Raw genomic sequence first — 24,571 nt, forward strand, 5'->3', positions numbered from 1 at the left:
ATTCCCACGTCAACTCGAGCTATGAATATCGTTTCGGCCGAACAGCTCACTCAATTGGAAACCAGAAAACTGCCCTAAGCTGAATGTCGCCTTTTGGCGAAACTCTTCCTGTTCATCATGGCATAATTGGCCCTAAGGCGGCTGATGAACGGATCGAAATTTCAGTCTGATTTTATTCAGATGAAAATAAGTTAGGTTGAGACAGTAAGCGTTCTTTAGCTAATGAAAGATCACTTTGATACAACTTAAATAACTCAATCTTCTTTTTGCTCAATTCTTGTTGAAATTCATCAGCAAGCTGTATAGTGCCGTTAAATTTGGGTATCGGCATGAGCTCATCTGCTAAATCGCAAATCACCAACCATTCCTTCTCGCGTAAAGGAATTGAGTTTTTGATCCGGAAATTATCCAACATCTCTATTCTGTCAGCCCAACCGTCATCAAAATGATCTAACAGATTTATATCCTGTTTTTGTAGTAAATATTGCATGCAGATTTTTTTATTTGTTTCCATCATTGGTAATTTTAGTCTTTGGTTCAATGATTTCACCTGTTGCATCATTCCTAAAAGCATGAGTTTCAAATGTTGTACCATCCGGTCCAGTATGAGAGCCAGAAGAAACTTTCTGTATGTCTTGTGGGGTACCACCTGCCCGTTGTGCCACAAAGTCGGCAGTTTTAGCAGGGTGCCTAAGCACTGATGCGCGATCATTTTCATATGACAGATAAAGCTATTGCAAATGGCATGTACCTCAAAACACTTTCGCCCAAACAAACAACAGCAATTCTGGCAAGCCTAGTTTTAGAAGATAAACTCAAGAAGAAACAATATAGATACGTCGTACATATAGTTGATTTGTTGACCGACATTTATCCAGAATATGAATTGCCGCATATAGCGTTTCAATCAATGCTGGAAGATAGGTTTTTGAGTAAATATCCAAACCTCAATGACATTCCAAAAGATAAAATCGCTTTTTTAATCACCTTGCTATGAATTCAAATCAAAGCTTCAATCGCATTGAATCTTGAAGGCACGAGTCACAACCTAAAAAATAGCCATTCAATGAATTACTTTTCAGCCTAAATTCAGTGATGAGGAAATGTCCGCTTTTGGCGAAACTATTCCTGTTCATCATGGCATAGTTGGCCCTAAATGGACATTCCCTATTAATAGACTGATCGGCGGCTTCATCTCAGAAGCGGATATTAGACTTGGAGTGTTCTGTAAGGTCCGATTAAACAGGACAACTCGATAGACAACCATGAGGAGCTATGCATTGGACGATCCAATTCTTGAAGCAGTTTACTACTCGCATCCATTTCCACGATCCAGTGAAGCGCTAACCCTTCTAGGTTTGATATTTGACAAAATTCACTTTCCATATGTTAGTCTACCTGATGAAGGGTATTCATTTGAGGAGCTTGATGAACGACGCGCCAAGCTAATTAATCTGTTTGAAAAGGAGGCGCACAAGCCGATTGGTCAGAATACGTTGACCATGATTATCGCCTTGGATTTCACGCACTGGAAACAATGGGCTAATGAGTTCCTTTACTTTCCGCACTCTTTTAAAGATTCATTGAAGGTGGGAGAATCTATACCCGCAGGCGCGACCGAAGAGGTCTACAACCTTACATTTCCACCTCGTAAAAACTTTGAACCCTACTTCGATACATTTCGGACTTTTAGCGTTTCTCCTGAACCCAGACAGTCCGATTCTGGCAACATCATTTACCCAGGCGATTACGTATATTCGGCCGCGGCACTAAATTATGCCGCGCAAAAAGGATTACCCATTATAAATGATGAACCCATGCTCGGAATGCCCAAACTCGATGCGGGTTCTCTGAAGCATAACACATCGGCACTTGCTTCAGCGCTTGCCGTTGAGTGTATCCAGTTTGTGCTACCTAGCATCCCAAAGTTAGACTTTTCGGAACTGTTGGACTTTCGAGATGAAATGAAACCTCATGTCAAACGCTTTCGACTGGCCATACTTAGAATGGCAAAGACTTTAAGCCAACATATAGAAGACGGAGCAGAAGCTGAAGCCATTAGCAATGCTGCAAAGTTCATCGTCGAAACTGAAGTTCAGCCATTGCTAATCGAGCTTAGAGAATTCGCCGAAAGCGAAAACCGTCCCTGGCACAAACAATTGATTTTGCCTCTAAGAAACCTCTTGAGACCACAATTCTGGATGATGCCCGAACAAGCTGCGCTGGCTCAACTTGGCGACAAATATTTCTCGTTACTCACTGACCACGAGCTGAGCGTCACAGAAAAGGATAAGCAACTTCGCCGAAGCCCAATGTACTACCTGCTGGAGATGCAAAAACTCTCTCGCTAAATTAGATATTAGGAAGTTCATCAATGTCCGGTTTGCTTCCATTCCGGTCATCCGGCATTTGAGGTAAAAGTCCGTTATTGGCGATAAATGCCCTGCTTACGAACTGGTGAAATTGGCCCTAAACCGACTGATGAACAGAAAGCACTATCAGGCAGACTTGGACCTCAAAGCAGCCTGACACGATTTCTCTCATTAATAAATATTTTTTAAAATACCTTACCGTTCTTTGTCTTTGTACTATTAGTCTACAACTCGAATCACAGAGAAAGCTACTTCATCATATTCATCATCAATGCTTTTTATCACCTTGTGTTTCTCTGATGGTGCAAAAGCATCTATTTTTTTAATCAGCGAGATTTCTAAAGCCTTGCATAGCTTATCAAAGGCTTGATCTACATTTGAAGCCTCACTCTCTGGCGAGTATGTTATCAGCGATGATACGAAAATAGAATTTATCCAAAACTGATTTTTGGGGACCAATAATTCACTCGAAAATCTATTTAAATATATATAACCATTCTTCTCTATTATCTCACAGTTCAAAAATGTAAGTATATCACCAACGGATTCACACAAATCACAAGCATTTGTTAGAGGGTAGCGTGGCTCAGGAATCTGCCAAGAATGAACGTTTAATTTAGTCATATTGCCTCTATTCCGAATCATGATGTTCATCTGGTTCTGGTGGTCTTACCTGGGGTTTACCTAGATAGGTTTTTCCATCAGGCGCAGAATGAGGTTTCCACTCTTTCACATTTGGCCTTGGAACATCTCCGTGTGTTTTACCAGGTCCAGGTCGATATTGTTTACCTTCAACAGATTGACCATCTTCATTAGTTTCACCGTGAGTTGTATATCCCCCATCGTCTTGAGGAATGGAATGAGGGCTACCTTCTGCTTCTGGTAAAGGTCCAGGCGGCTTGCTCCTATTGGCATTGTCAGATTAAACGTCTCATTTCCAACTTAGCCAGCTTTCGCTAAGCTGCAAGCATGAAAACCTCTATCTTTCGTTATTTCAAAACATCGCCCGAAATCATCAAACTTACAGTGAAGCTTACGTTACCAAACGCCGTCACAAACGAGCAGCATTGAAGTTTTTACGTAAAGCGATGAAACGGTATGGCCCTCCTCGCAATATAGTTACTGATAAATTGCGTTCATATCGTGCAGCAATGAAGGACATTGGAAATGCTGATAGACAAGTGACAGGACGTTGGTTGAACAACCGATGTGAGAATTCTCACTAGCCGTTCCGACGACGAGAAAAGATCATGAATAAATTCCGGCAGACCAAGAGCTTGCAAAAATTTATTGCCATTCAATCGTCAATTCACAACCACTTCAATCTGGAGAGACATCTCTACTCAAGATACAATTTTAAGAGAAACCGCGACGTCGCATTAAGCGAATGGCGGCGGCTAAAGAAACGTCGAAAGCCGAGTATCAGAGACCAGTTAGCTTTTGTCTGACGCCACCGTGCCAATGCATCGAATTTTTTGAAAATGCCTACTGAGTATAAAAAACGATCGTTTTTTAACAATTGATTTTACTATCAAATAATTACAGTCAACGACAATTAAGTGGAGCCGAGATGAGGCAATCATTGGCGAGAGACTGCCGATTCATGCTGGTATAATTGGCCCTAAGCTGCCTCTTCACACTCTTGTCAAAATACAATACAATTTTATCTCTTAGGGTTGGTTGGGAAAGCTAATGAGGCATTATTTTTGTTGTGCATTAACTGTGGCTCTTATGTTGGGTTGCAGCTATCCGAATGAAACTAAAAAATCGGAAACCATAACTAAATCTCATATGGCCTCCGGAGCTTTCAGAATTCTGAGGGACGGAAAATATTTTGCGACTGTGTTTCCAAATGATAATGAAGTTAGTGCCTTTAAACGGGTCGTAGGGTTGTTGGAAGCAGCTGAAATAGGTCAAAAAAATAAATCATATAAATTCAATTACAACGAGGCTTTGGCTCTTCTTGATACAGCAGGTGGAACGATGCGTAGAAGGCAAGCTGAAGAATTATTTGTGAATTTTTGGGGTGGTTATTCTTCTGAGGATGTTAACGTAGGAGACTACTTTGGAGAGTATTTGGGAGATCAAAAACTGTGCTTTCCTGATGCGATTGGCCAGGTTGGTAGAGGTCGGACAGGAAACAAAAAAAACATTTTTTATGTACGTAGCGTTGGGGTAGTTATGAAACATTCATCTGAAAATAGTGGGTGTTTTGACTTCGATTTAGACGATGCAAGGCATTATATTCAAAAAACTTGGCACGATGCAGAGCTTCAATGACTGCTTTTGGCGAAACTATTCCTGTTCATCATGGCATAGTTGGCGAAACTCTTCCCGTTCATCATGGCATAATTGGCCCTTTTCTGTCTCATGAACAACTTCTATCATCAGGCAGAATGGAACCACAAACTGGACACATAAACAAATCTGTACCCAGTCTGATAGCGTAAATTTTCTCTAAAGATCGATCCCTGAAGAAATCTCAAGTGCATCATCCACATCAACACCGAGATATCGAACAGTGCTTTCAAGTTTTGTATGTCCCAACAACAACTGAACAGCTCTTAGGTTTCCGGTTTTTCGGTAAATGAGGGCTGCTTTAGTTCTTCTAAGTGAGTGCGTTCCATAAGTTGATGGATTTAAGCCAATGGAGCCGACCCATTGCTGCACAATGCGAGCATATTGCCGTGTCGATAAACGCTTTGAAGTACACAAACGACTTTGAAACAAATAATCACTGGATTGAAGACGATGGTCTATCAGAACTTTTTTGATAGATTTTCGTGTGTTGTCGGTAATTTCAAATATGACTGGCCGTCCAGTTTTCTTTTGAATGATTGTTGCACGCTCTTTGACTTCTCCGCCTGAAGCAACATCTCCCACTGTCAAACGAACCAAATCACAGCCTCTTAGTTTGCTATCCAAGGCTAGATTGAACAGCGCCAAATTTCGGATATTCTTTTCCATTTCAAGGCGTGTTCTGATTGCCCATACTTCTTTCATCTTAAGAGCTGGTTTTTGTCCGGTTAGCCTTCCAAGGTGATTTGCACTTTGTTCATGGTCTGGACAGTTTAGGGCTGGGAATTCCTGACGGTTTTTCATTGATGATCTCCAATAAACAGCCATCACCAAAATTGGGATGACATGAGAAGAGTCCATGCAATTTTCTGACAGAACCTGACCTATAAATGGTTTTCCGGATTTTGCCGCCCATGAAGGAAAGCGTGAATAATCACGGCATCGTCTTTGAGTTCATAGTAGATGAAATGTTCTTCGACTGGCAGTTTGCGCAGCCCTGCTTTGAGGTCACTGACATCTTGTCCAATCCGGGGATGCTCAAGGATATTCATCAACCCCATATTGAGGTCGTGCTTATACATTTCAACTTGAGTTTCACCCCAGTTTTTCAATGTCCATTCAGCAATATTTTCAAGTTGCCGTTCAGCCGGCTTAGTTATTATCAGTCGAGGCATTCTTCGCGCGTGTCCAGACGCCTTCAATAAAGGCTGATACGTCTTCTTTGGTTTCTAGACTTTTATATTCGCCGCTTTCAAATGCTTTCTGGCTGGTCTCAATCATAGACTTCAATTCATTGCGCTCTTGGTCCTTGCGAACAAGTTCACGCAGGTACTCGCTATCATTTCCATAGCGACCAGAATTTACCTGTGACTTAATCCAGTCATCCATGGGTTCGGGAAGTGTAATTGTTTTACGTATCATGCAGTTATCATACTAAGTATGATGCATGGCTGTCAAATACTGTTTCATTAAGTAAATCCACCTTCTGTCCCGGTTCGTAGGTCTGGCAAGACAGAAGATGGTTCAGGCGACCCTGAATATACGCATGAAACACTCTTGAACGCTTCACAGACATACTAAGATACTCCTTAAAGACATCTCATTCAAATCAGACGGAAACGTACTGGCGAGGCGAAAGTCTATATTGTTGTTCCACGAACCACCGCGTATCACACGTTTCGAACAAGGGAGTGTTCACGATCAGGAAAAAGGCTTGAGCCGATGACCCAACAAGGCACGGTTGGGCCCCGCGCATGAGCTCGCTGGGTGTATACGACTAAAAAATCTACTTTAAATTGCGGATCTTCCACAGTTATTTTGCCCGCAACACCGACCTATGCCATAGCGGTAAGGTCAAAATCGCTGCTGGATTTTAACATCGAAGTTGGACCACCGAAGCTAAGCACTTCAATTAATGCCAGATCTAACTTAGTAAGTGGATCACCTAAATGGGGCAGACCAAGTGGGAAGCGCAAAGTTAAAGGTGTTCACTTCCAATTATTGTTTACAAACGAACCCTGTTTCGGATACTTTCTGAACAGCCTCTTTTGCACCGCATGTTTTAGTAGCGATAGTAATAATTTCATCAAGTGAAGATAGTTTGACTACATTGTTCTGCTTCGTATCAGATGGTGCCCCTACTGCACACCCAGAAATAAACAGTGATGTGCAACAGGTAAAAACCGATAATTTTTGCATTAAGATACCTCGATAGGTATAGCACTGGCTTTTCCCTTCATCTCAGCGAGATAATGGTACGCCTGTGCTACTGCACGTAAAATTGCCTTAGTTTCCAAATCCTGCTTGGGTGGTAGTTCGGCTAAAATATACGTTTTTTTAACATGTAACCAAAACATAATAAACGATTATGTATAAGGTGTATATGATCCATATGCTATGAAAACTCATGATAAAACTAAATATGTATCTATTTAGTAACTATTCGCTGTATACACATTCACGTCAGCTGCTTTATCGGTAAACCGAAAAACGGTCGTTTTATAAAACGTAAAATTTCTACTTTAGAAATCTATTATTTCTAGTGGGGCTGACGGTTCCATATATAGTGGAATGATTCTAGAGTGGATCAGTCTACTATGAGACATGTCTGCGCCATCTTGGCGACGAAAACACCTACTCCTGCACAAATATCTTGATTTTCTACAGTTTCACCGGCCGATATCCACACATGTTCCGGAAGGTAGCCATAAGAATTTGTTTCATTTAAATATATTCTATTATCGCATCTATTTGGTCCGCGGCACAGCTCGGGTTTCACATGGTTGAGATAATGCTTCATGTAATCGTCTCTGATTTTTAAGCTTACATCGAATTTTTTAAAGAATTTCTCTTGCTTTTTCATGGCTAAATTTATGTTATCGATACAATCTTGGTATCGATTATCATTTTCCAATGATTTGCAAAAAAGAGCCGCTGGGTTTTGCATTTTGTACGGTAGCCAGCCATGCCCAAAGAGTGAAGTACCTTTCACAAGATATGCTCGCTTTAGTGCAGGCAAAATGTAATTAAAGCAACTAGACCAACACCTTTCAGAAAAAAATACGTTTACTTCGAAATTAATAAAAAGTTCAGCAAGTTGCATAGCTGCAGTCGCATCTCCACCGCTACTATTGATTATAACAATACGATTTCTCATAAGATACGGTTCTATCAGGTGAGGTGTTTTTTCTGTAATAGAATCATTCAAACAAACAATGTCATCTATGTAATACACGCCCCTTTGGCTACATTTATTCAATATATTTGTAACCTGTGCAGATTGTTTAAAAGTTGTTGGTTGCTCTGACGATGCAAAACTAATTATAAACACACATGCTGCAACTGTAAGGATTGCAGCATTTATTATTTTTAATTTAATCATACTATTGGCTCAATTTAGATCAAAATTGTGCTAGCATAGGTGTAAGGAACAGTCTCAGGTCAGGAGTGAAGGGAGCAACATCCGGCTTATCAATCGGCTCGCACATCTCTTTAACAGGCTTTCTATCTCGCTCCATCAAAGATGGACTACCTAAGCCAAGCACTTCATATGAAGGCAGAGCTGATTCAATACATGGACCACTCTTCAAGGGGCAGACCAGCTAGCATAAGACAAAAAAGGTATTTCACTGAACTACCTTTTTTGGTTTTTGTAGAATTCAAGCAAAAGAACGAAAATGGAAGACATAATAAAAATTGCAACAATTTCTATATAATGTTCTGTTTTCATAGCTACATTTGCTACAACAATAATGAATAATAGAATTCCAGTATAGATTTTCATGTCAATGTCATAAATTGCTGGCCAAATCGGTAAAATATGGCCAGCAATTTATTTATTAGAATTTAGCAATCGGCTCCCCACAAATATAAGCTACCTAAGCCTCCGTCAATCACCCCTGCTCCGGCTGCTGCTTCACCCGCAGGAAGGCGCTGTTATCCTTCGATATCAGTGAAGCCGTATTTACGGGCAAAGGCATTTTTGTGAAGGTCAACTGCGAACTTCACGATCTTTAGAAAGCTGATGATCACGAAGGTGACGTTTTCAAAGCTTATGTCACCAACCGGTTTAATAAACTGACAGTATTGAAATTTTCACAAAAAGTGATGACACGGTCTGACCCATCTTGCTGTCTAAAAGAGTGATAATAGCTCATAAGCAGCCCTACCCCTCCATTAAAAGCCAGTTGCAAACTAAAAATCCAATTCCCCACATCAGGTAAGTCAAATACCCCATGGAGAAAAAATCTCTCCTCCCTAACATAAGTGTAGATCGATAGATTGTATTTAAAAAATATAATTTATTCAATTGGTTATAACTTATGATTGCGCCGACAGAGCGTGCACCAAAACGATTTAAGGGTAGGAAATACTGTTACAAACTCGAGGGGATTCTAGATGAAACAGTTTTCAATACTTCGTACAATGCTGATGTCAGCAACAGCATTCGGTACTATTAGTTCTCTTTCCGCTTATGCTGAACAAGCTTCCAATTTAGCAGTGGCTGAAGCTGCCGCTGAAGCCGATTTGACACAAGATGTCATAATTGTAACGGGTACAAGGCGCGCTCTTTCAATCCAAGATGTACCAATAAATATCTCTGCTCTATCCGGGGAAGATTTAGCCAGTGAACGTATTGATGATATCCGAGACCTCGCAGCATTTACTCCCGGATTAGCGGTTCTAGATACAGGTCCGCGTAGCTCCGGATCAATAATATTACGCGGCTTGGGAGCAGATGATACAAGTAGTTTCGGAAGTAACGCAGATAATGCATTAGCAACATATTTAGGAGAAGTACCTCTATATCTGGACTTTAAACTGATTGATATTGAAAGAGTTGAAACTCTATTGGGTCCACAAGGTACTCTCTATGGTTTGGGTACACTAGCTGGCGCAATCCGTTACATCCCTGAACGCCCAAATGCTGAAGCTATCGAAGGTTATGCTCACTTTCGGACATCTCACACAGCACACAGTGACGATCTTAGTTTTGTAGGTGATGGTGCGATCAATATACCCATCATCGAAGATAAATTAGCTTTTAGAACGACGCTCGGAATTTATGAAGAAGCTGGTTTTATCGACTACACAAGACTTCTCAAAGAACCCGGCGTATCTGAACCACAGCAAATTGGTGCAGATTATAATTTGGGTTCTGCTGAATTTTTAGCAGAAAACACTTATGTTGATGAAGATGTGAACTTTGAAAAAACAATTACATCTCGCAACCAAATCGGGTTTTATCCTACTAACTGGATGGACCTAAATTTCACATATGCCTACCAAAAAACCGAAACAAATGGCCGTCAAGCGGTTGGTGATCCTATCTTTGGATTAGGTGATTATGATGCACCTTGGCGCTATTTAGAGCCATCTGAACGTGAATCTCAGCTTTTCGCGTTAGAAGCTAATGTTGAAGTTGGATCATTTGCCAATATGGTTGCAACAATCGCTCGCACTGAAGCTACAGTAGAAAGCTCCTCAGATGTCACAGATCTATTGCTTGATCTGGACTATGATTATGAACTTTTCCCAGCATTTTCTGGCTACACAGATTCGGATCAGGACCGAGAACAATTGAATGCTGAAATTCGATTTGTTTCGGACCATGGCGGTCCTATCAGTTGGGTAATTGGTGGTTTTTACAATGAGTTGACGTTTGACTCGACTTATTTTGAAATTCTTCCCGGTTATCCGGAGTGGGCGGGCTTTGATCGCCCCGACGAGATCGAATATGCATCATTTGTTGATAGTACAACTGAAGAAGTCGCCGCGTTTGGTGAAGCAACATATCAAATTACGGACGCCTTCCAAATTACTGCTGGTGCACGTTACTTTGAATACACTGCAGAAGTAGAAGGTGGACAAGCACTTCCATTCTTCCAAGACTATCCAGAGATTAACTTCCGAAGCCGCGCTGGTGATACAGCGGATGACGGTGTTGTGTGGAAATTTAACTCATCTTACAATATTACAGACGACATCATGATCTACGGTACGTATTCTAAAGGATATCGTATTGGGGGCGTAAATAGAGTGGCACCTTGTGTCCTTCCTTTACCTGCAGGTCAAAATCTGTGTGCCCTTCCAGATGAACTATCATACGGGCCTGATGAAACTATCAACAAAGAAATTGGACTAAGAACAACCACTTTTGATGGCAAACTGATTTTTAACATGGCTTTATTCCAAATTGACTGGGAAGGCATTCAGCTCGCAGGTCAAACGGTAAATGGAGCTATTGGTATTACAGTTAACGGTGCGGAGGCTGTTTCAGAGGGTTTTGAAATGTCCTTCAAGGCTGAACCCATCGAAAATCTCGTTTTCAGTGGTAGTTTTGGGTATACAGATGCTTCACTAACAGCCGATGTACTTGGCCTATTGCAAGATCGCCCAAACGGTAAAGTAGATGTTCTCGCGGGTGATCGCCTACCAGGGTCTCCCAAAGAATCAGGCGCATTGGGCGCGACATATATAATTCCTATTGATGAGGCCGACTTATCTCTACGTTGGACAGCTGCGTATACTGGGGACGTAGTTACCCGTGTTGGAGCACGTGCTTTTGGGGAAACACTACCAGCATACACGACCCACAACGCCGCGATAACTTACGAACAAGATGCATGGTCAGTATCTCTCTTCGCTAGCAATCTATTCGACGAATACGCGATCACGTCAGTAGGCAATGACCTAAGTCGAACATTCCTAAACGACGATGTTGCTTCACGGTATTATGCACGCAATGTGCTGACACCTAGAAAAGTCGGCATCGAAATGAAATACAAGTTCTAATCGGCACCCTTCTCGATTAGAAATGTATGGAAGGCCGCAGCGGCAAGAGCTGCGGTCTTTCTTTTCAACTGAAACGCGACAATTCACGCGCAGTGGAACGCAGCTGCCTTCATCTTAAAAGAATGAATTATACAGAGATCCCGTTGGCGGAAAAATAGGCAAGCACTTCTTGAAGCCTGTCTTCATAATCACGCCATCTACCAACGGATTTTTGATGAATAGGTTCCCTCACTTGAAGTGCGCTTGGTGTCGCTATCGCCTGCTTTTGTTGATAGAAATTCATACATTCATCAGCCCATTCAAGACCACAAAACTCCAGCAACAAACGTGTTTCAACCTCCTGATTAGCCGTAAGTTTTTGGTAGTCTAATTGCAATATCTGGTTGGAATATCGCTCCTGCCAAAATGCCATCAAACGATCAAACAACACGTAATATCGTGCTGTGTTGATCAAATCATATGAATATCCATAATAACTTGATGTTGTCGCAAATAGGTTTTTATAATTACTCCAGACCGTGTCCATCGGATGTCGTCGCAAGCAAATGATTTTAGCCTTTGGTAGTGCTTTAACTATAAAGCCCAAATATAAAAAATTCATGGGTAATTTATCTACCAAAACTACCCGCGCTGATGCGCCCTTAAATTGCTTCGAATGCTTTAGATAAAATTGCCCGATATCCTGAGCGCCCGCATTTCCAACGGCTTTTATCGTGTTTTTATCCAGAATAAAGCGAGACTTGGTTTGACTTACATATTTTACAGCCAATGGCATGGATTGTAACTCGCCTAAAGATGCAACATCTGAATGCGCTGAGAGTATACGATCAACGAGGGATGTCCCTGTCCGAGGCATACCAACGATGAATATTGGCGCAGCTTCGAGTTGAGATTGTGAATTCAAATATGCCGAATCTGCAAAGCACCGTTTTATCGTTTCGACATTCTCCTCATCAACCTTGATATCAAACTTCAATCGCTGCGTATGCTGAGTATTTGCGGTATGAAGATGTTCAAATGCTTTGTCGAACTCACCCAGATCTTCATATTCCTTTGCCGCAGCATAATGAATGCGAAGCTTTTCAACTGGATCCTCAACCGATTTGATCGCTGCTTCAATTTGCTCGATATGGTTTGACTCCGGTGTCTGGCGGTTGAGAGCAGCTAACCCTAAGTAAGACTTGCCGTGTAAAGGGGCGCGCTTCAAAATTTCCTCGTACTGGTAGTTAGCCTCATCCTTCTTCCCAAAGAAGCCATAAGTGGCAACAAGGTTAAACCGGAAATCTATATTATCTGGATTTAAAACAACCGCTTTTTCAAACACTTTCTGTGCTGCTTCATGATCACCTAAACGCGCAAAAACACAACCTATTGTATCCAGAGTCAGCGCATCTTCTTCGACATGTTGGGCTGCAATACGCGCATAGTTTTCAGCTTCACCTTCTTCACGTAGCATTAAAAGAATGCGTGACAAATGCGCGTTATATTCTGCATTCTTAGGTGCTTTTTTGACTGCTTCACGCAGAAAAACCAGTGCTTTTTTATATTGGCGCGCCTCTACTAACACGATCCCTTTTAAGAAACATGCCTCGCTATTTTCGGGTTCAGATATCAGAACCTTGTCGATGTAAGACGCACATTCTACCAATTGACCATTTTTGACAGCTTGCCGTGCCGCTTTCAAATGCTGTGCGTTTAGATCCATTTCCAAGCATTTCCATTTTTGTAAAGCGATCAGATGTCAACGAAACCTACAACACGCTCAATCATCCAGTAACTGCCGACAATCCCAACACCATATAAACAAGCTATACGCGCTGGTCCGGCCGCGCTGATACGACGAAGAACAAAGAAAATAGATACAACCATAAGCACGAAAATGAGTTGACCTAATTCCACGCCAAGATTGAAAAATATCAATGCTGGCCATTTCTCGTGCGGTGGCACACCAAATTCGCCTAAAGCACTCGCAAACCCCAAGCCATGCAAGAGACCAAAAGCCGCAATCAACACCCCAAACTTAAAGATTGATTGTTCTTCCTGTGATGATTTCACCAATGCTTCACGCGCCACAAACGCAATTGAAAGTGCAATAACTGCCTCAACAGGTGGTATAGACACTTGCACGACATTGAAAAATGACAGTCCTAAAGAGATAGAATGTCCTAGCGTAAATGTACTTACAAGCGCGATTAAATGTCGACCATTGGAAATCAGGCATAAACACAACACAAACGCCAAATGGTCCCACCCCCCCGCTATGTGAAGCGCGCCTTGCCAGAGGAAGTCTTTCATCACATCTATTAATGCCCGTTTAGGTGGCGCTTCACCATCCAACGGTATTGCGATTGCCGATTGCTCTCCGATCAAGCTGATAATTTGATGCTTACCACCTAGAAAACTATCAAGGCGTGCACCATCCAACGCCCATGGCGCTGTTAATTGATCACCTGAGCTCAAAGCCTGTTCACATGTAAATGTATAAACTAAATGCGTTCTACGCCCGATTATATTGCTTTGCACCGAAACTTCTTTACAAAAATTTGGGTAAATAATCGTCTCTGAAATAGCCAAATTCGTGGCAAGTTCTGCTGAAAAAACATAAGTCAATTCTGCTTCATCATGTGCAATTTCAAACTCAGCAGATTTGAATATATCTGCCGATGCTGGCTGCACGATAAAGCACAATAAAAACGTACAAACACCGAAAATCTTACTCTTCAATTTCGACATCATACTTCTCTTTTAGCTGTTGAATATATGTGTCGAGTGTCTCAGCATTTTTTGTGTGCTGATAATCACGTTCTACTTGTTGCTCCACCTCTGAAAACGGCAGAATTTTAGGCTCAAACCGTTCTTCAACGCGCAATAAATGCCATCCCCGTTGTGTCTGAAAAGGCCCTTCCCAGACGCCATCTGTATAACCATCAAAGGAAGCAGAAATGTCATTTCCAAATATGCTGCGAAGTGCACTTAGTCCATATCCAGGAAAATAATCTCCAATCCAATACGTATCAGCTTCAATGCTTTCCCCAGCATTCAGTTTCGCTAGCTTATCTTCTATATCATCGGGCATTTCTTCAAAAAACACCTGCCGCACAGAATAGAATTTTTCTGTCGTATAATACTCAAGATGTTCTGTATAAAATTCGAGCATTTCTTCAGGTGTGGGCGTCACAGGTACACCTGATATTTTGTATCTTATTTTTTGCAGCAGACTGCTTCGTGTTGTGCTGTCTGTCAGATGAATGCCTTGATTTAGAGCTTCTTTGAATAATAATTCTTCAGTTATAAAATCATCTTCGATTTTCTGGATATCAGTTGTTTGGGCCTTGCGCCCTTCTAGCATCTCAAAGTTTTCAACCAACCGGTCCCGCACCTCTGACGTCAATTTGACCGACTCATTTGCACTACCTTGAATGACGGCATGCACGATGAAAATAAGCGCTGCGATCAGAAAAAAATATACGGATGAATCTATTTTCAAGCCTTTGAACGTTTTCATGCTTCTCTCGACTTTATCTGCATCACGATACTTACTTTTAAAAATGGCGGTTAAACTAAAAAAGGCCGCACGACTTGAGCGACTTTCATCAATACGTTGAAAGTTAGTCCAATTTATCCAAATCAAAACCTACGTTAAATGACGCATAACTTTTCGTGACGTGCACTGGTTAGTGTTTAGACGTGAGGTCTGATCGAGATTTTGCAGGAATAAAAGGCTTATTGCCTTTCGCATTGTAAAACAGAAGGAAATAATATGCGCACGTCTAGTTTTGGTCGGTTTTTGTCGGCGACAGCCATAAGTGCATTATTGCTCTCTGCGTGTTCAGGTGAAGCGCCGAGCACATCTGAAACGCCTACAACCTCAGATGCAAGCACAGTTTCAGTTGGCATCCTTCAATCACTCTCAGGCACAATGGCGATCAGTGAAATCACTGTTAAAAACGCTGAAATTCTTGCAATCGAAGAAATCAACGCAGCCGGTGGTGTCTTAGGCAAACAGATCACAGCAATTGTAGAGGATGGCGCATCAGACCCCGCCTCTTTTGCACAAAAAGCATCTAAACTGATTGAAAATTCAAATGTTGCAACAGTCTTTGGTGGATGGACATCCGCTAGCCGTAAAGCCATGTTGCCTGTCTTCGAACGTACAAATAATCTTCTTTGGTATCCTGTCCAGTTTGAAGGAAATGAATGTTCACCAAACATCATGTATTCAGGTGCCCAACCAAACCAGCAAATCCTGCCTGCTTTTGAATGGGCTGTCGACGCTGGATATGAAAACTATTTCCTCATCGGATCTGATTATGTCTTCCCCCGCACAGCCAATCTGATTGTTAAGAAACATATTGAAAACAAAGAATTATCGCTCGCTGGCGAAGCATATGTCCCATTAGGCGGTACAGATTTCTCTGGTGTTATCGCAAAAGTACAAGCTGCTAAACCAGACATTATTTTCAATACGCTAAATGGCGATAGCAATGTTGCATTCTTCAAACAGCTAAAAGCTGCTGGAATTGCCTCAACCGAGACACCTATCATGTCTTTCTCCATTGGAGAGCAAGAAGCACAAGCCATGGGTCCTTCGCTCGTAGAAGGCAGTTACGCGACTTGGAATTATTTCCAATCATTAGAAACAGCTGAGAACAACTCATTTGTAGATGCTTACAAAGCTAAATTTGGAGCAGGTGCTGCGATCACCGACCCTATGGTTCACGGATATCTCAATGTATATGCTTGGAAGGCTGCTGCGGAAAAAGCGGGGACATTTGACGTTGATGCAGTACGTGAAGCTGTGGTTGAATTAGAAGCCTTCAGCACACCAATGGGCATGGTTTCTTTCGCGGACAACCAGAGCCTCGTTCAAAAAGCGCTCATTGGTAAGCTCGATGCCAGCGGTCAATTTGAAATCATTGCAGATTCAGGAGATGCCATTTCTCCCGAACCTTATGATGCACTGACATTCCCCGGCAAGGTTTGTGAACTTTAGTTTCATCATCAAATTGGAACACCACCGATGGACTCCTTTGCACTGATATCAAACCAAATTTTCAACGGGTTTAGCGTTGCTTCTATCTTTCTATTAGCAGCGCTAGGCTTGGCGCTTAGTTTTGGCCTCATGCGTGTGATCAACATGGCGCATGGTGAGATGTTGATGCTAGGAGGCTATTTTGCCTTTTTAACGATGCAGATCATTCCCGGTGGAATGGGTCTGCTCGTTGCCCTACCAGTTGCCTTTATCGGGGCAGCTGCAACAGGCGGACTATTGCAAACCACCCTCATCTCTCGGCTCGCAAAACGACCATTGGATACATTGCTGGCGACATGGGGCGTCAGTTTAATCCTCCAACAAGCCTCACGTGACATATTCGGTGCGATCGGCGTTGAAGTCCAAGCCCCCACCTGGTTAGATGGCGGCATTCAAATTACCGAAGGTATCTTTGCAGGAGTCTCGCTTCCAGCTACCCGTCTTTTCATAATCGCGGTCGCAATTTTTGTCCTTATTGGACTAACCCTTATTTTCCGCCATACACGTATCGGATTACTCATTCGCGCCGTTAATCAAGATCGCATGATGGCAGCAGCCACCGGCATTGAAGTTAAACGTGCTGATCTGATTATTTTCTGTCTTGGATCCGGGATAGCCGGACTAGCCGGCGTTGTTCTAGCCATCCTTGGCCCTGTCACACCAAGCGTTGGCCAAAGTTATATTGTTCCTGCCTTCCTCGTCGTAGTTATGGGTGGTTTAGGCTCAATAGCTGGAACAACAATAGCTGCCCTCATGCTAGGTCTTTTTTCCGCACTCGCTCAAATTTACGTCGATGTATCCATGGCTCAAGTCCTCTTGCTCGTCTTCGTGATCATCTTCATCCAATTTAGACCACAGGGTGTCATCGCCCAGAAATCCAGAGCGCTCGATGTTTAAAGTTATTGATGACAATGCCAGAGCCCGCATTGCGCGTTTCTCTGAGATAATGAACCAAAACCCGCATATTCAAACACTTGTGAAATATGCGCCTTACATATTACCCGCCATTATACTACTAGCGGCTATCGCGCCCTTTCTATTGTCAGATTACGACCTCAACCTGCTCGGCCGTTTTCTTTCTCTCTCAATCCTCGCACTTGGCTTGGTTTTGATATGGGGACATGGTGGAATTCTTAGCCTAGGTCAGGGTGTCTTCTTTGGTTTGGGGGGCTATGCAATTGCAATGCACCTAAAACTAGCCGACCTTGCATCAGGTGAACTCCCAGATTTTATGGTATGGAGCGGCATTGAAACACTCCCCCTCCTTTGGCAACCCTTTCAAAATCCAATTTTCACATTGCTTGCTATTGTTTTGATTCCCGGTGTATTTGCAGCGCTCTTTTCATGGCTCGTCTTCAATCGCCGCGTCAGTGGAACCTATTTTGCACTCATCAGTCAGGCATTGGCACTTGCTTTTGCAACGCTTTTGGTCAGCCGTCAGGATTGGACTGGCGGCTTTAACGGGCTTACAAATTTCTCCACACTTCTTGGCCAGCCTCTATCTGCCGCATCCATGAATTATGCAATTTACTGGGCGACGCTGACCATTTTATGCCTGTGTTTCTTAGGCCTAAAATGGCTTTTATCATCCCAATTTGGCGTGATGCTACGTGCCAGCCGTGACGGCGAAAACCGTGTACGATTCCTAGGATATAATCCCACCCCTATCAAAGTATTCGCCTTTAGCGTTGCCGCAATGCTTGCAGGTATGTCCGGCGCATTATTCACTCTGCACGCAGGCAATATCTCTCCTGCTGCTGTGGGCGTAATTCCATCTATTGAGATGATCATATGGGTCGCCTTGGGAGGACGTTTTAGTCTTATTGGTGCCATAGCAGGAACGATATTAATCAATTTCTCAAGAGATCGTATTTCCAGCGCCTTCCCCGAATTGTGGCTCTATTTTATTGGTGCTCTTTTCGTTCTGTCAGTGACTTTTTTGCCCAAAGGTTTGGCAGGTTTATATGAAAAGCTAACAACGAAAGAGAGGGATGCATCATGACCAACCGCCCCCTCTTAAGTGTCGATGGTGTCACTGTTGATTTTGATGGATTTAAAGCGCTCAACAGCTTTAGCTTCATCCTCAATTCAGGTGAAACCCGTGTTGTGATTGGGCCCAATGGTGCTGGAAAATCAACTCTATGCGACACGATAATTGGCCGTGTTCGTCCCGCTGAAGGCCACATCTATTTTGAAGATGTCGAAATCACGAAAATGGCCGAACAAGACATTGTGCGCCAAGGCATTTGTCGAAAATTTCAAGCCCCAGGCGTTTTGCCAGAACTAACAGTGTCACAAAATCTAGAGCTGGCCGCACAACGCCAATATCAATGGTGGAAAAGTCTTCGCCAAGGTGTCTCAGCAGAAACACGTACAATTGTTGAAGACATGCTTGAACGTATTGAGCTTACCCACCGCAAAAATGAACCAGCAGGTCTTTTATCCCATGGCGAAAAACAATGGCTTGAAATCGGGATGGTTATTTCCACCGGCGCCAAGCTTCTTCTACTAGATGAACCAACTGCAGGCATGGGTCCAGCTGAAACACGCCGCACAGCCGAACTAATCAAGAGTCTAGGCGACAGCCAAACAGTGCTAGTCATTGATCACGATATGAGTTTCGTGGAGCAATTAAATGCCAGTGTCACGGTCATGCACCAGGGGAAATTTCTGTTTCAAGGTGATATTGAAGCTGTTCGACAAGATGAAAACGTCGCTGCTGTCTATTTAGGAAAATCAGCATGATGTCTCAAAACCCGATCCTTCAATTACAAAACCTATCTGCCGCTTATGGGCAAAGTCAGGTTTTATGGGACATTGACCTTAACCTTTTACCAAATCACGCCATGGGTCTGATTGGCCGCAATGGTGTTGGCAAAAGCACGCTGTTGCAAACCATTATGGGCACACACAAAGTTCACGGTGGCACAGTCATTTTCGACGGTGAGGATGTGACGAGTTTACCGGCACATTTACGTGCACGTGCCGGTATCGCTATCGTCCCTCAAGGTCGCCATATCTTCCCTCACCTAACCGTCCTTGAAAACCTTGAAACCGGACTTTCCGCGCGTGGAGATAGAGGCAATGGAAAGCTTCCTGAATACATCTTTGATCTATTCCCAAAACTCAAAGATGTGAGATCTCGCAATGGTGGCTTTTTATCGGGCGGCGAACAGCAACAATTAGCCATTGGTCGTGCCCTAGCCGGCTCTCCCAAATTGCTTTTGCTCGATGAACCCACAGAAGGTATTCAACCCAATGTCGTTCAACAAATTGAAGCTGCCATTCATACCATTAAAACTGAATTGAAAGTTTCGGTACTCATGGTGGAGCAGCGTATTGAAGTTGTCTGGAATATTGCTGATCAATTTACAGCCATGCAGGAAGGCAAAATAATACTTCAAGACGATATCGCGAATATGTCCGCAGAAGATGCCTCTAACATCGTTAGAATTTAGGCACCATACCGCGACTCACTCGACACTATTTCTAACCATCCAACGCACGTACGGCACAAGCGGTTGCTGCTGCGCGTGTTTCTACACCCATTTTTTCAAAAACATGTTCAAGGTGTTTGTTGATAGTACGCGGACTAATTCCCAGAATATCGCTAATCACACGGTTTGGTTTTCCAAAGCTTACCCATAATAAAACTTCAGCTTCTCTTTGGGTTAAATTGAATTGTTGGCTCAATCGTTCAGCTTCTGCTCCCTCCCTCACTTCTTTTAAACGAAGGATGATTTCGTCCGTCGTCCCAAGGCTGACAGTCAGCACTTCAATAATACCTGTTTGCGTTTCAATCTGCCGTGAATTACCCGGTGCCAAACCTTTCTGCACCACAATTTTCCTAAGAACTTCTGGTGCATATACCTCTTGCAGTGACCAATCTTTGTCCAGTTCAATTATTAGTTTTTCAGCTTCCGGTGTCGTCCATAGAATCTTGCCATTGCTATCAATTGCCATCATATAACGGCCAATAGCATCAAGCGCTCCGCGACTAGATTGAGATTGACGCGCATTCAACAAATGCACTTTTATCCGTGCAAGCAATTCATCAATTACAACAGGCTTTCGCACATAATCAACGCCGCCCGACTCCAGCGCATCAACGACATGTTCACTCTCTAATAAGCCAGTCATAAAGATCACAGGTACTGTTGAAAGCGCTGATCTACGCTTCAATTGACGTGTCGCTTCAAACCCGCCCATACCTGGCATAACCGCATCCATGAGTATCAAATCCGGAACGAAATTCTCTAACATTTCCATGGCTCTTTCCCCAGAAGTGGCAATATGTACACTTAGCTGAACGCCCTCTAATGTATCGGTGAGGAATTGTAGAGACTCGATATTATCCTCCACGATGAGAATTTTTTCATTGGAAAAAGCATCAACCATTTGATTTCTTCTTCGCCTCCACACTGTTTACAATTTCCGACAAATCAAAGTGGCTAAGACATTGTTTTAAATGTCTAACCCAATCTTGATCACAGAACTTATCTGCTTCCAGACGCTCAATCCCCTTACGAACGCCGCTGATATGTCCTGAACGCGCAGCCATTAAAATATCCTCCGCCACCAATAGAGATGCAGCACTTAAAGCTATCTCAACATCATTTCCAAATTGGTTGGGATTGTCCTGCACACCATCCTCAGACATTGCATCTGCCTGAACATTTTTTCGTTTGTTTAACGCTAATAGAAGCGAGTCAAAATTGAATGGTTTGGGTAAGAAAATCTCATGCAAAACATGTTGTGGATCATGTATTTTCGCGCTTGAAGCATCCGCAGAAATCATAGCAATAAATATGCGTTGGCCAAACATCTCACGCAATGCAGAAGCTGCTTCCCAACCGGACCGCCCAGGCATATTAACATCCAATAACGCAAAATCAGGTGAATAAGATCGGGCCACCACTAGCCCTTCATCTACATTTTGACATGTTACCAAGTCATATCCCATTGGTTCTAAAAAGCTTTTCAAAATAGTCAGTTGATTGCTATCATCATCTATAATCAGAATTTTTTGACCGAGCCCCATTTGACTTTCAAATGATATGGTTTTTGTCCGGTCTATCTCTTCTTGCATTGGTTGCGACAACATCAATCTGATGGTAAATTTGGCCCCTTTTCCAAGCTGACTTTTGATTGAAATATCGCCGCCCATAACGTGGGTAAGCGCGCGTATAATCGCCAGCCCCAACCCTATTCCGGGATTGGCGGCATTAACCCGTTCAAATGGCTCAAAGATGCGTTCATAATCTTTGGGATCAATACCCACGCCGCTATCGGAAATTTCAAACCGTGCAATCTGATTTCGGTAATATACGTCGAAATTGACCTCACCCTCTGGTGTGAACTTAATCGCATTGGATAGAACATTGATCAGTATCTGGCGAAGACGCTTGGGGTCAGAACGTACAAATTCAGGCATCATCCCATGAGTATTGAAATTGAACGTCAACCCCTTTGACACAGCACTAGGACGCAACATAGCAACAATATCATCTAGGAAATTAGAAAAACGAATTAACTCTCGTTCGAGTTTAATTACGCCCCCTTCAATCTGGGAAATTTCCATTAATCCATCGACAAGGTCCGTCAGATGTTCAGAACTTCGCCGGATATAACTTCCAGCAGATTTAGCTGATTTTACACCACCTCTCTCAAGTAGTTGAGAATATCCATAAATAGAATTTAGAGGTGAACGTATCTCATGACTTACACTGACCAGAAATCGACTTTTCGCCTTGTTCGCAGCTTCCGCTTCCACTTTCGCTTTTTGAAGTAACCCATCCGTTTCATTATGGGCTTCAATTTCTTGGAGCAATTTTGACATGTGAAACTCAGTTTCACGAAATGCAGCCTGACGACTCTTATGCGCAAGAATGACAATCCAAACCGTAACCCCTGCAATCAAAGAAAATACGATAAATACAGACCTTATAAGCCCTTGAGATTGACTGGGCATTGACTGGTTCCACCCTCCGTTAAACCAGAAGATCAAATACAACACCCCAGCCAAAGCTAGCATTGTCAGACACATCAACATTATAAATTGGCCGATTGTTGAATTAAGGTATTTCACCCAATGCTTAGGAAGGTATTTTTCAAAAAAACCTGATACTTGTTGATCTAATCGGCTGTCTTTTTTACACATGTCTTGGCACCGCACTTCTAAAGTGCAGCACAGCGAACAAATGGGTGCATGGAACATAGAGCAATGCACTATGTCATTAGACTGAAACGTGTTTTCGCAGATTGTGCATTTCACTCGCCCTTGGTTTGCATGCAGGGTTGGTTCACGAGCGAGATAGAATTTTCCTTTAGTCGCAATCGCAATTAATGGCGCTGAAATAAATGCAACGAGTAATCCTATAAACGGCGAAAAAGCTTGTGCAATTTCACCAAAAAAGCTCATATAGGCAAGACCAGACATCAATACAGATAGTGCCATAGCGCCGACGCCGACAGGATTTATGTCGTATAAATGCCCACGCTTAAATTCGATACCTTTAGGAGACAAACCCAACGGTTTAGAGATGATAAGATCAGCGACAAGCGCACCAATCCATCCGGCAGCTAGATTAGCATAAAGAACCAAAACGCGATCGATTGCAGCAAAAATTCCAATTTCCATAAGTAACAACGCTAAAAGGACGTTGAAAACCAACCACACTACCCGGCCAGGGTGGGAGTGGGTTAACCGAGAAAAGAAATTCGACCATGCAATTGAGCCTGCATACGCGTTTGTCACATTAATCTTCAACTGACAAACAATGACAAAAACACCTGTCACAATTAGTGCAAATTCGGCACTGGTAAACATGTCAGTAAAGATTGTGTGAAACATTGTTGTGGGGCTGGATGCATCTTGCGCACTGCCACCATTTTGTAACACATAAACGGCTAAACAAGAGCCTAAGAGTAATTTGACCCCACCGACAATTGTCCAACCTGGACCACTAATCAATAGCCCTGCCCACCATTTAAACCGGTTCTCTTTTTTATAGTTAGGCATAAAGCGCAGATAGTCCGCTTGCTCTCCTATTTGGGGCAAGAGGGACAACAAAGTGGAAAAAGCCAGCCCAAACAAATAGAGGTTCATTCCGCTTTCATTGGTGAGACCACCAAAATTTTGCCATTGGTCCAAAGCCTCCCCGCCCTTCCATAGAATGAATGCAATGGGTGCTATTTGAAGAACAATCCAAATCGGCTGGGTCCAAACCTGAAATCGCGTAATCGAACTCATGCCAAACAATGCGATCGGAATGACCAATAAGGTACTTATAATATGTGCAAGACTTAGATGAATGCCGAGCATTGCCTGAATGGCGACCGACATAATACTTGCTTCAACCGCAAAAAGTAAAAAAGTGAATGATGCATAGATGAGAGATGTGATCGTCGAACCAAGGTATCCAAATCCAGCGCCGCGCGTAAGGAGATCAACGTCCAGACCTTCTTTGGCAGCATAATAGGCGATGGGCAACCCAATCATAAACATAAGGACGACCGCTGAGCAGATAGCAGCCACGCTGTTTTGAAAACCAAAACTTAACGTGATGCTCGCCCCGATTGCCTCACACGCTAAAAATGCAGAAGCACCAATGGCTGTGTTTGCAACACGTCCCGCTGTCCATTTTCGCGCACGGTCAGCGGTGTAACGCAGCGCAAAATCTTCCATGCTCTGGCTGGCAACCCATTTGTTATACAGGCGCTTTTCGCGGACGATATATTCGCTATTTTTCACAGAGATTCACGCCGTGACATCATAGCATTAGAGAAGTGGCACATAAGCAATCGATTGTTTCCAAACTGGTCCAACAGCTAAAATCGTAAATGCCCCCCTTAGGAACAGCTTAAAATCGTCTGTGTAAAATCTGAAATGTAGAAAATGGCGCACGGCAACATTCTGATATAATTTGGTACAATGTCATGCTAAATTTGTAGGGAACTGCTCAACATCACGCCAGACTTATAGCTTCTGATCTAACCATGCGCGCACAAAGGATCTAAATTTTTGATCCGTTATTTTTTGCAAAAAAACACGGCTAAACCAGATTACTTAGCC

The 24,571-nt window shown here is 42.8% G+C and carries 20 protein-coding genes and 1 pseudogene; 10 read left to right on the forward strand and 11 right to left on the reverse strand.

The features are described 5' to 3' along the window. Positions 1–172: 172 nt before the first annotated feature. Positions 173–583 carry a hypothetical protein gene (locus ACFQS8_RS14785; protein WP_382168781.1) on the reverse strand — a complete coding sequence of 137 codons (411 nt, stop codon included), beginning with the start codon at positions 581–583 and terminating at the stop codon, positions 173–175. A gap of 117 nt (positions 584–700) precedes the next feature. Between ACFQS8_RS14785 and ACFQS8_RS14790 the strand changes: the two genes are divergently transcribed. Then, entirely contained in the window at positions 701–997 is a 297-nt protein-coding gene (locus ACFQS8_RS14790; RefSeq protein ID WP_382168783.1) for a hypothetical protein, read from the forward strand. A gap of 283 nt (positions 998–1,280) precedes the next feature. Beyond that, complete coding sequence (locus ACFQS8_RS14795) at positions 1,281–2,351, forward strand: hypothetical protein (protein WP_382168785.1); 1,071 nt, start codon at positions 1,281–1,283, stop codon at positions 2,349–2,351. A gap of 240 nt (positions 2,352–2,591) precedes the next feature. Here the strand turns inward: ACFQS8_RS14795 and ACFQS8_RS14800 are convergent, their stop codons facing one another. After that, positions 2,592–2,996: a hypothetical protein gene (locus tag ACFQS8_RS14800; protein WP_382168787.1), complete on the reverse strand. Its 405-nt coding sequence runs from the start codon at positions 2,994–2,996 to the stop codon at positions 2,592–2,594. Positions 2,997–3,373: 377 nt separating this feature from the next. On the opposite strand from ACFQS8_RS14800, the pseudogene ACFQS8_RS14805 reads away from it, so the two are divergent. Next, a pseudogene (locus tag ACFQS8_RS14805) lies at positions 3,374–3,820 on the forward strand (DDE-type integrase/transposase/recombinase). A 244-nt stretch (positions 3,821–4,064) separates the two neighbouring features. Further along, positions 4,065–4,652 (forward strand): hypothetical protein, encoded by a 588-nt coding sequence (locus tag ACFQS8_RS14810; RefSeq protein ID WP_382168790.1) that lies wholly within the window; start codon positions 4,065–4,067, stop codon positions 4,650–4,652. A gap of 177 nt (positions 4,653–4,829) precedes the next feature. Here the strand turns inward: ACFQS8_RS14810 and ACFQS8_RS14815 are convergent, their stop codons facing one another. The 4 genes from ACFQS8_RS14815 to ACFQS8_RS14830 all read right to left on the reverse strand — a co-directional run bounded on the left by ACFQS8_RS14815 (position 4,830) and on the right by ACFQS8_RS14830 (position 8,052). After that, a complete protein-coding gene (locus ACFQS8_RS14815; RefSeq protein ID WP_382169199.1) occupies positions 4,830–5,375 on the reverse strand; it encodes a tyrosine-type recombinase/integrase in 546 nt (181 codons plus the stop codon). 179 nt (positions 5,376–5,554) lie between these two features. Beyond that, complete coding sequence (locus ACFQS8_RS14820; protein ID WP_382168792.1) at positions 5,555–5,845, reverse strand: type II toxin-antitoxin system RelE/ParE family toxin; 291 nt, start codon at positions 5,843–5,845, stop codon at positions 5,555–5,557. Then, on the reverse strand, positions 5,823–6,092 hold the full coding sequence (locus ACFQS8_RS14825) for a type II toxin-antitoxin system ParD family antitoxin (RefSeq protein WP_382168794.1): 270 nt from the start codon (positions 6,090–6,092) through the stop codon (positions 5,823–5,825). The genes ACFQS8_RS14820 and ACFQS8_RS14825 overlap by 23 nt, the downstream gene beginning before the upstream one ends. Before the next feature lie 1,165 nt (positions 6,093–7,257). Further along, complete coding sequence (locus ACFQS8_RS14830) at positions 7,258–8,052, reverse strand: hypothetical protein (RefSeq protein ID WP_382168797.1); 795 nt, start codon at positions 8,050–8,052, stop codon at positions 7,258–7,260. A gap of 1,016 nt (positions 8,053–9,068) precedes the next feature. On the opposite strand from ACFQS8_RS14830, the gene ACFQS8_RS14835 reads away from it, so the two are divergent. Beyond that, complete coding sequence (locus ACFQS8_RS14835) at positions 9,069–11,465, forward strand: TonB-dependent receptor (protein ID WP_382168799.1); 2,397 nt, start codon at positions 9,069–9,071, stop codon at positions 11,463–11,465. A 127-nt stretch (positions 11,466–11,592) separates the two neighbouring features. Here the strand turns inward: ACFQS8_RS14835 and ACFQS8_RS14840 are convergent, their stop codons facing one another. From ACFQS8_RS14840 to ACFQS8_RS14850, 3 genes are read right to left on the reverse strand one after another with little or no spacing between them, the layout of a single operon-like run. Further along, complete coding sequence (locus tag ACFQS8_RS14840; protein ID WP_382168801.1) at positions 11,593–13,170, reverse strand: tetratricopeptide repeat-containing sulfotransferase family protein; 1,578 nt, start codon at positions 13,168–13,170, stop codon at positions 11,593–11,595. 29 nt (positions 13,171–13,199) lie between these two features. Next, positions 13,200–14,198, reverse strand: a complete 999-nt coding sequence (locus ACFQS8_RS14845; protein WP_382168804.1) for a HupE/UreJ family protein — start codon at positions 14,196–14,198, stop codon at positions 13,200–13,202. Further along, positions 14,179–14,970, reverse strand: coding sequence for a peptidyl-prolyl cis-trans isomerase (locus ACFQS8_RS14850; protein WP_382168806.1), 792 nt, complete (start codon positions 14,968–14,970; stop codon positions 14,179–14,181). Before ACFQS8_RS14850 ends, ACFQS8_RS14845 begins: the two co-directional genes overlap by 20 nt. Before the next feature lie 255 nt (positions 14,971–15,225). Between ACFQS8_RS14850 and urtA the strand changes: the two genes are divergently transcribed. From urtA to urtE, 5 genes are read left to right on the forward strand one after another with little or no spacing between them, the layout of a single operon-like run. Continuing rightward, positions 15,226–16,458, forward strand: coding sequence for an urea ABC transporter substrate-binding protein (gene urtA, locus ACFQS8_RS14855; protein ID WP_382168808.1), 1,233 nt, complete (start codon positions 15,226–15,228; stop codon positions 16,456–16,458). A gap of 27 nt (positions 16,459–16,485) precedes the next feature. Next, positions 16,486–17,394, forward strand: a complete 909-nt coding sequence (gene urtB / locus ACFQS8_RS14860; RefSeq protein ID WP_382168811.1) for an urea ABC transporter permease subunit UrtB — start codon at positions 16,486–16,488, stop codon at positions 17,392–17,394. Further along, a complete protein-coding gene (gene urtC / locus ACFQS8_RS14865; RefSeq protein WP_382168813.1) occupies positions 17,387–18,499 on the forward strand; it encodes an urea ABC transporter permease subunit UrtC in 1,113 nt (370 codons plus the stop codon). Before urtB ends, urtC begins: the two co-directional genes overlap by 8 nt. Then, entirely contained in the window at positions 18,496–19,242 is a 747-nt protein-coding gene (gene urtD / locus ACFQS8_RS14870) for an urea ABC transporter ATP-binding protein UrtD (protein ID WP_382168816.1), read from the forward strand. The genes urtC and urtD overlap by 4 nt, the downstream gene beginning before the upstream one ends. Further along, entirely contained in the window at positions 19,242–19,955 is a 714-nt protein-coding gene (urtE, locus tag ACFQS8_RS14875) for an urea ABC transporter ATP-binding subunit UrtE (RefSeq protein WP_382169200.1), read from the forward strand. The genes urtD and urtE overlap by 1 nt, the downstream gene beginning before the upstream one ends. Before the next feature lie 31 nt (positions 19,956–19,986). Here urtE and ACFQS8_RS14880 read toward each other — a convergent pair whose 3' ends face one another. Further along, the gene (locus ACFQS8_RS14880) at positions 19,987–20,895 is read right to left on the reverse strand and encodes a response regulator (protein ID WP_382168818.1); all 909 of its coding nucleotides are present in this window, start codon (positions 20,893–20,895) and stop codon (positions 19,987–19,989) included. Then, positions 20,888–24,250 (reverse strand): hybrid sensor histidine kinase/response regulator, encoded by a 3,363-nt coding sequence (locus tag ACFQS8_RS14885; RefSeq protein ID WP_382168821.1) that lies wholly within the window; start codon positions 24,248–24,250, stop codon positions 20,888–20,890. Before ACFQS8_RS14885 ends, ACFQS8_RS14880 begins: the two co-directional genes overlap by 8 nt. Positions 24,251–24,571: the final 321 nt, after the last annotated feature.

This window comes from Hirschia litorea, assembly GCF_042665075.1.
Taxonomy (GTDB): Bacteria; Pseudomonadota; Alphaproteobacteria; order Caulobacterales; family Hyphomonadaceae; genus Hirschia; species Hirschia litorea.

Coding starts and splice junctions, on each gene's coding strand:
- ACFQS8_RS14825 (WP_382168794.1), bottom strand. CDS start 6,092: ATGATACGTAAAACAATTACACTTCCCGAACCCATGGATGACTGGATT.
- ACFQS8_RS14790 (WP_382168783.1), top strand. CDS start 701: ATGCGCGATCATTTTCATATGACAGATAAAGCTATTGCAAATGGCATG.
- ACFQS8_RS14850 (WP_382168806.1), bottom strand. CDS start 14,970: ATGAAAACGTTCAAAGGCTTGAAAATAGATTCATCCGTATATTTTTTT.
- ACFQS8_RS14845 (WP_382168804.1), bottom strand. CDS start 14,198: ATGTCGAAATTGAAGAGTAAGATTTTCGGTGTTTGTACGTTTTTATTG.
- urtB (WP_382168811.1), top strand. CDS start 16,486: ATGGACTCCTTTGCACTGATATCAAACCAAATTTTCAACGGGTTTAGC.
- ACFQS8_RS14835 (WP_382168799.1), top strand. CDS start 9,069: ATGAAACAGTTTTCAATACTTCGTACAATGCTGATGTCAGCAACAGCA.
- ACFQS8_RS14815 (WP_382169199.1), bottom strand. CDS start 5,375: ATGAAAGAAGTATGGGCAATCAGAACACGCCTTGAAATGGAAAAGAAT.
- ACFQS8_RS14880 (WP_382168818.1), bottom strand. CDS start 20,895: ATGGTTGATGCTTTTTCCAATGAAAAAATTCTCATCGTGGAGGATAAT.
- ACFQS8_RS14810 (WP_382168790.1), top strand. CDS start 4,065: ATGAGGCATTATTTTTGTTGTGCATTAACTGTGGCTCTTATGTTGGGT.
- ACFQS8_RS14840 (WP_382168801.1), bottom strand. CDS start 13,170: ATGGATCTAAACGCACAGCATTTGAAAGCGGCACGGCAAGCTGTCAAA.
- ACFQS8_RS14800 (WP_382168787.1), bottom strand. CDS start 2,996: ATGACTAAATTAAACGTTCATTCTTGGCAGATTCCTGAGCCACGCTAC.
- urtC (WP_382168813.1), top strand. CDS start 17,387: ATGTTTAAAGTTATTGATGACAATGCCAGAGCCCGCATTGCGCGTTTC.
- urtE (WP_382169200.1), top strand. CDS start 19,242: ATGTCTCAAAACCCGATCCTTCAATTACAAAACCTATCTGCCGCTTAT.
- ACFQS8_RS14820 (WP_382168792.1), bottom strand. CDS start 5,845: ATGCCTCGACTGATAATAACTAAGCCGGCTGAACGGCAACTTGAAAAT.
- urtD (WP_382168816.1), top strand. CDS start 18,496: ATGACCAACCGCCCCCTCTTAAGTGTCGATGGTGTCACTGTTGATTTT.
- urtA (WP_382168808.1), top strand. CDS start 15,226: ATGCGCACGTCTAGTTTTGGTCGGTTTTTGTCGGCGACAGCCATAAGT.
- ACFQS8_RS14830 (WP_382168797.1), bottom strand. CDS start 8,052: ATGATTAAATTAAAAATAATAAATGCTGCAATCCTTACAGTTGCAGCA.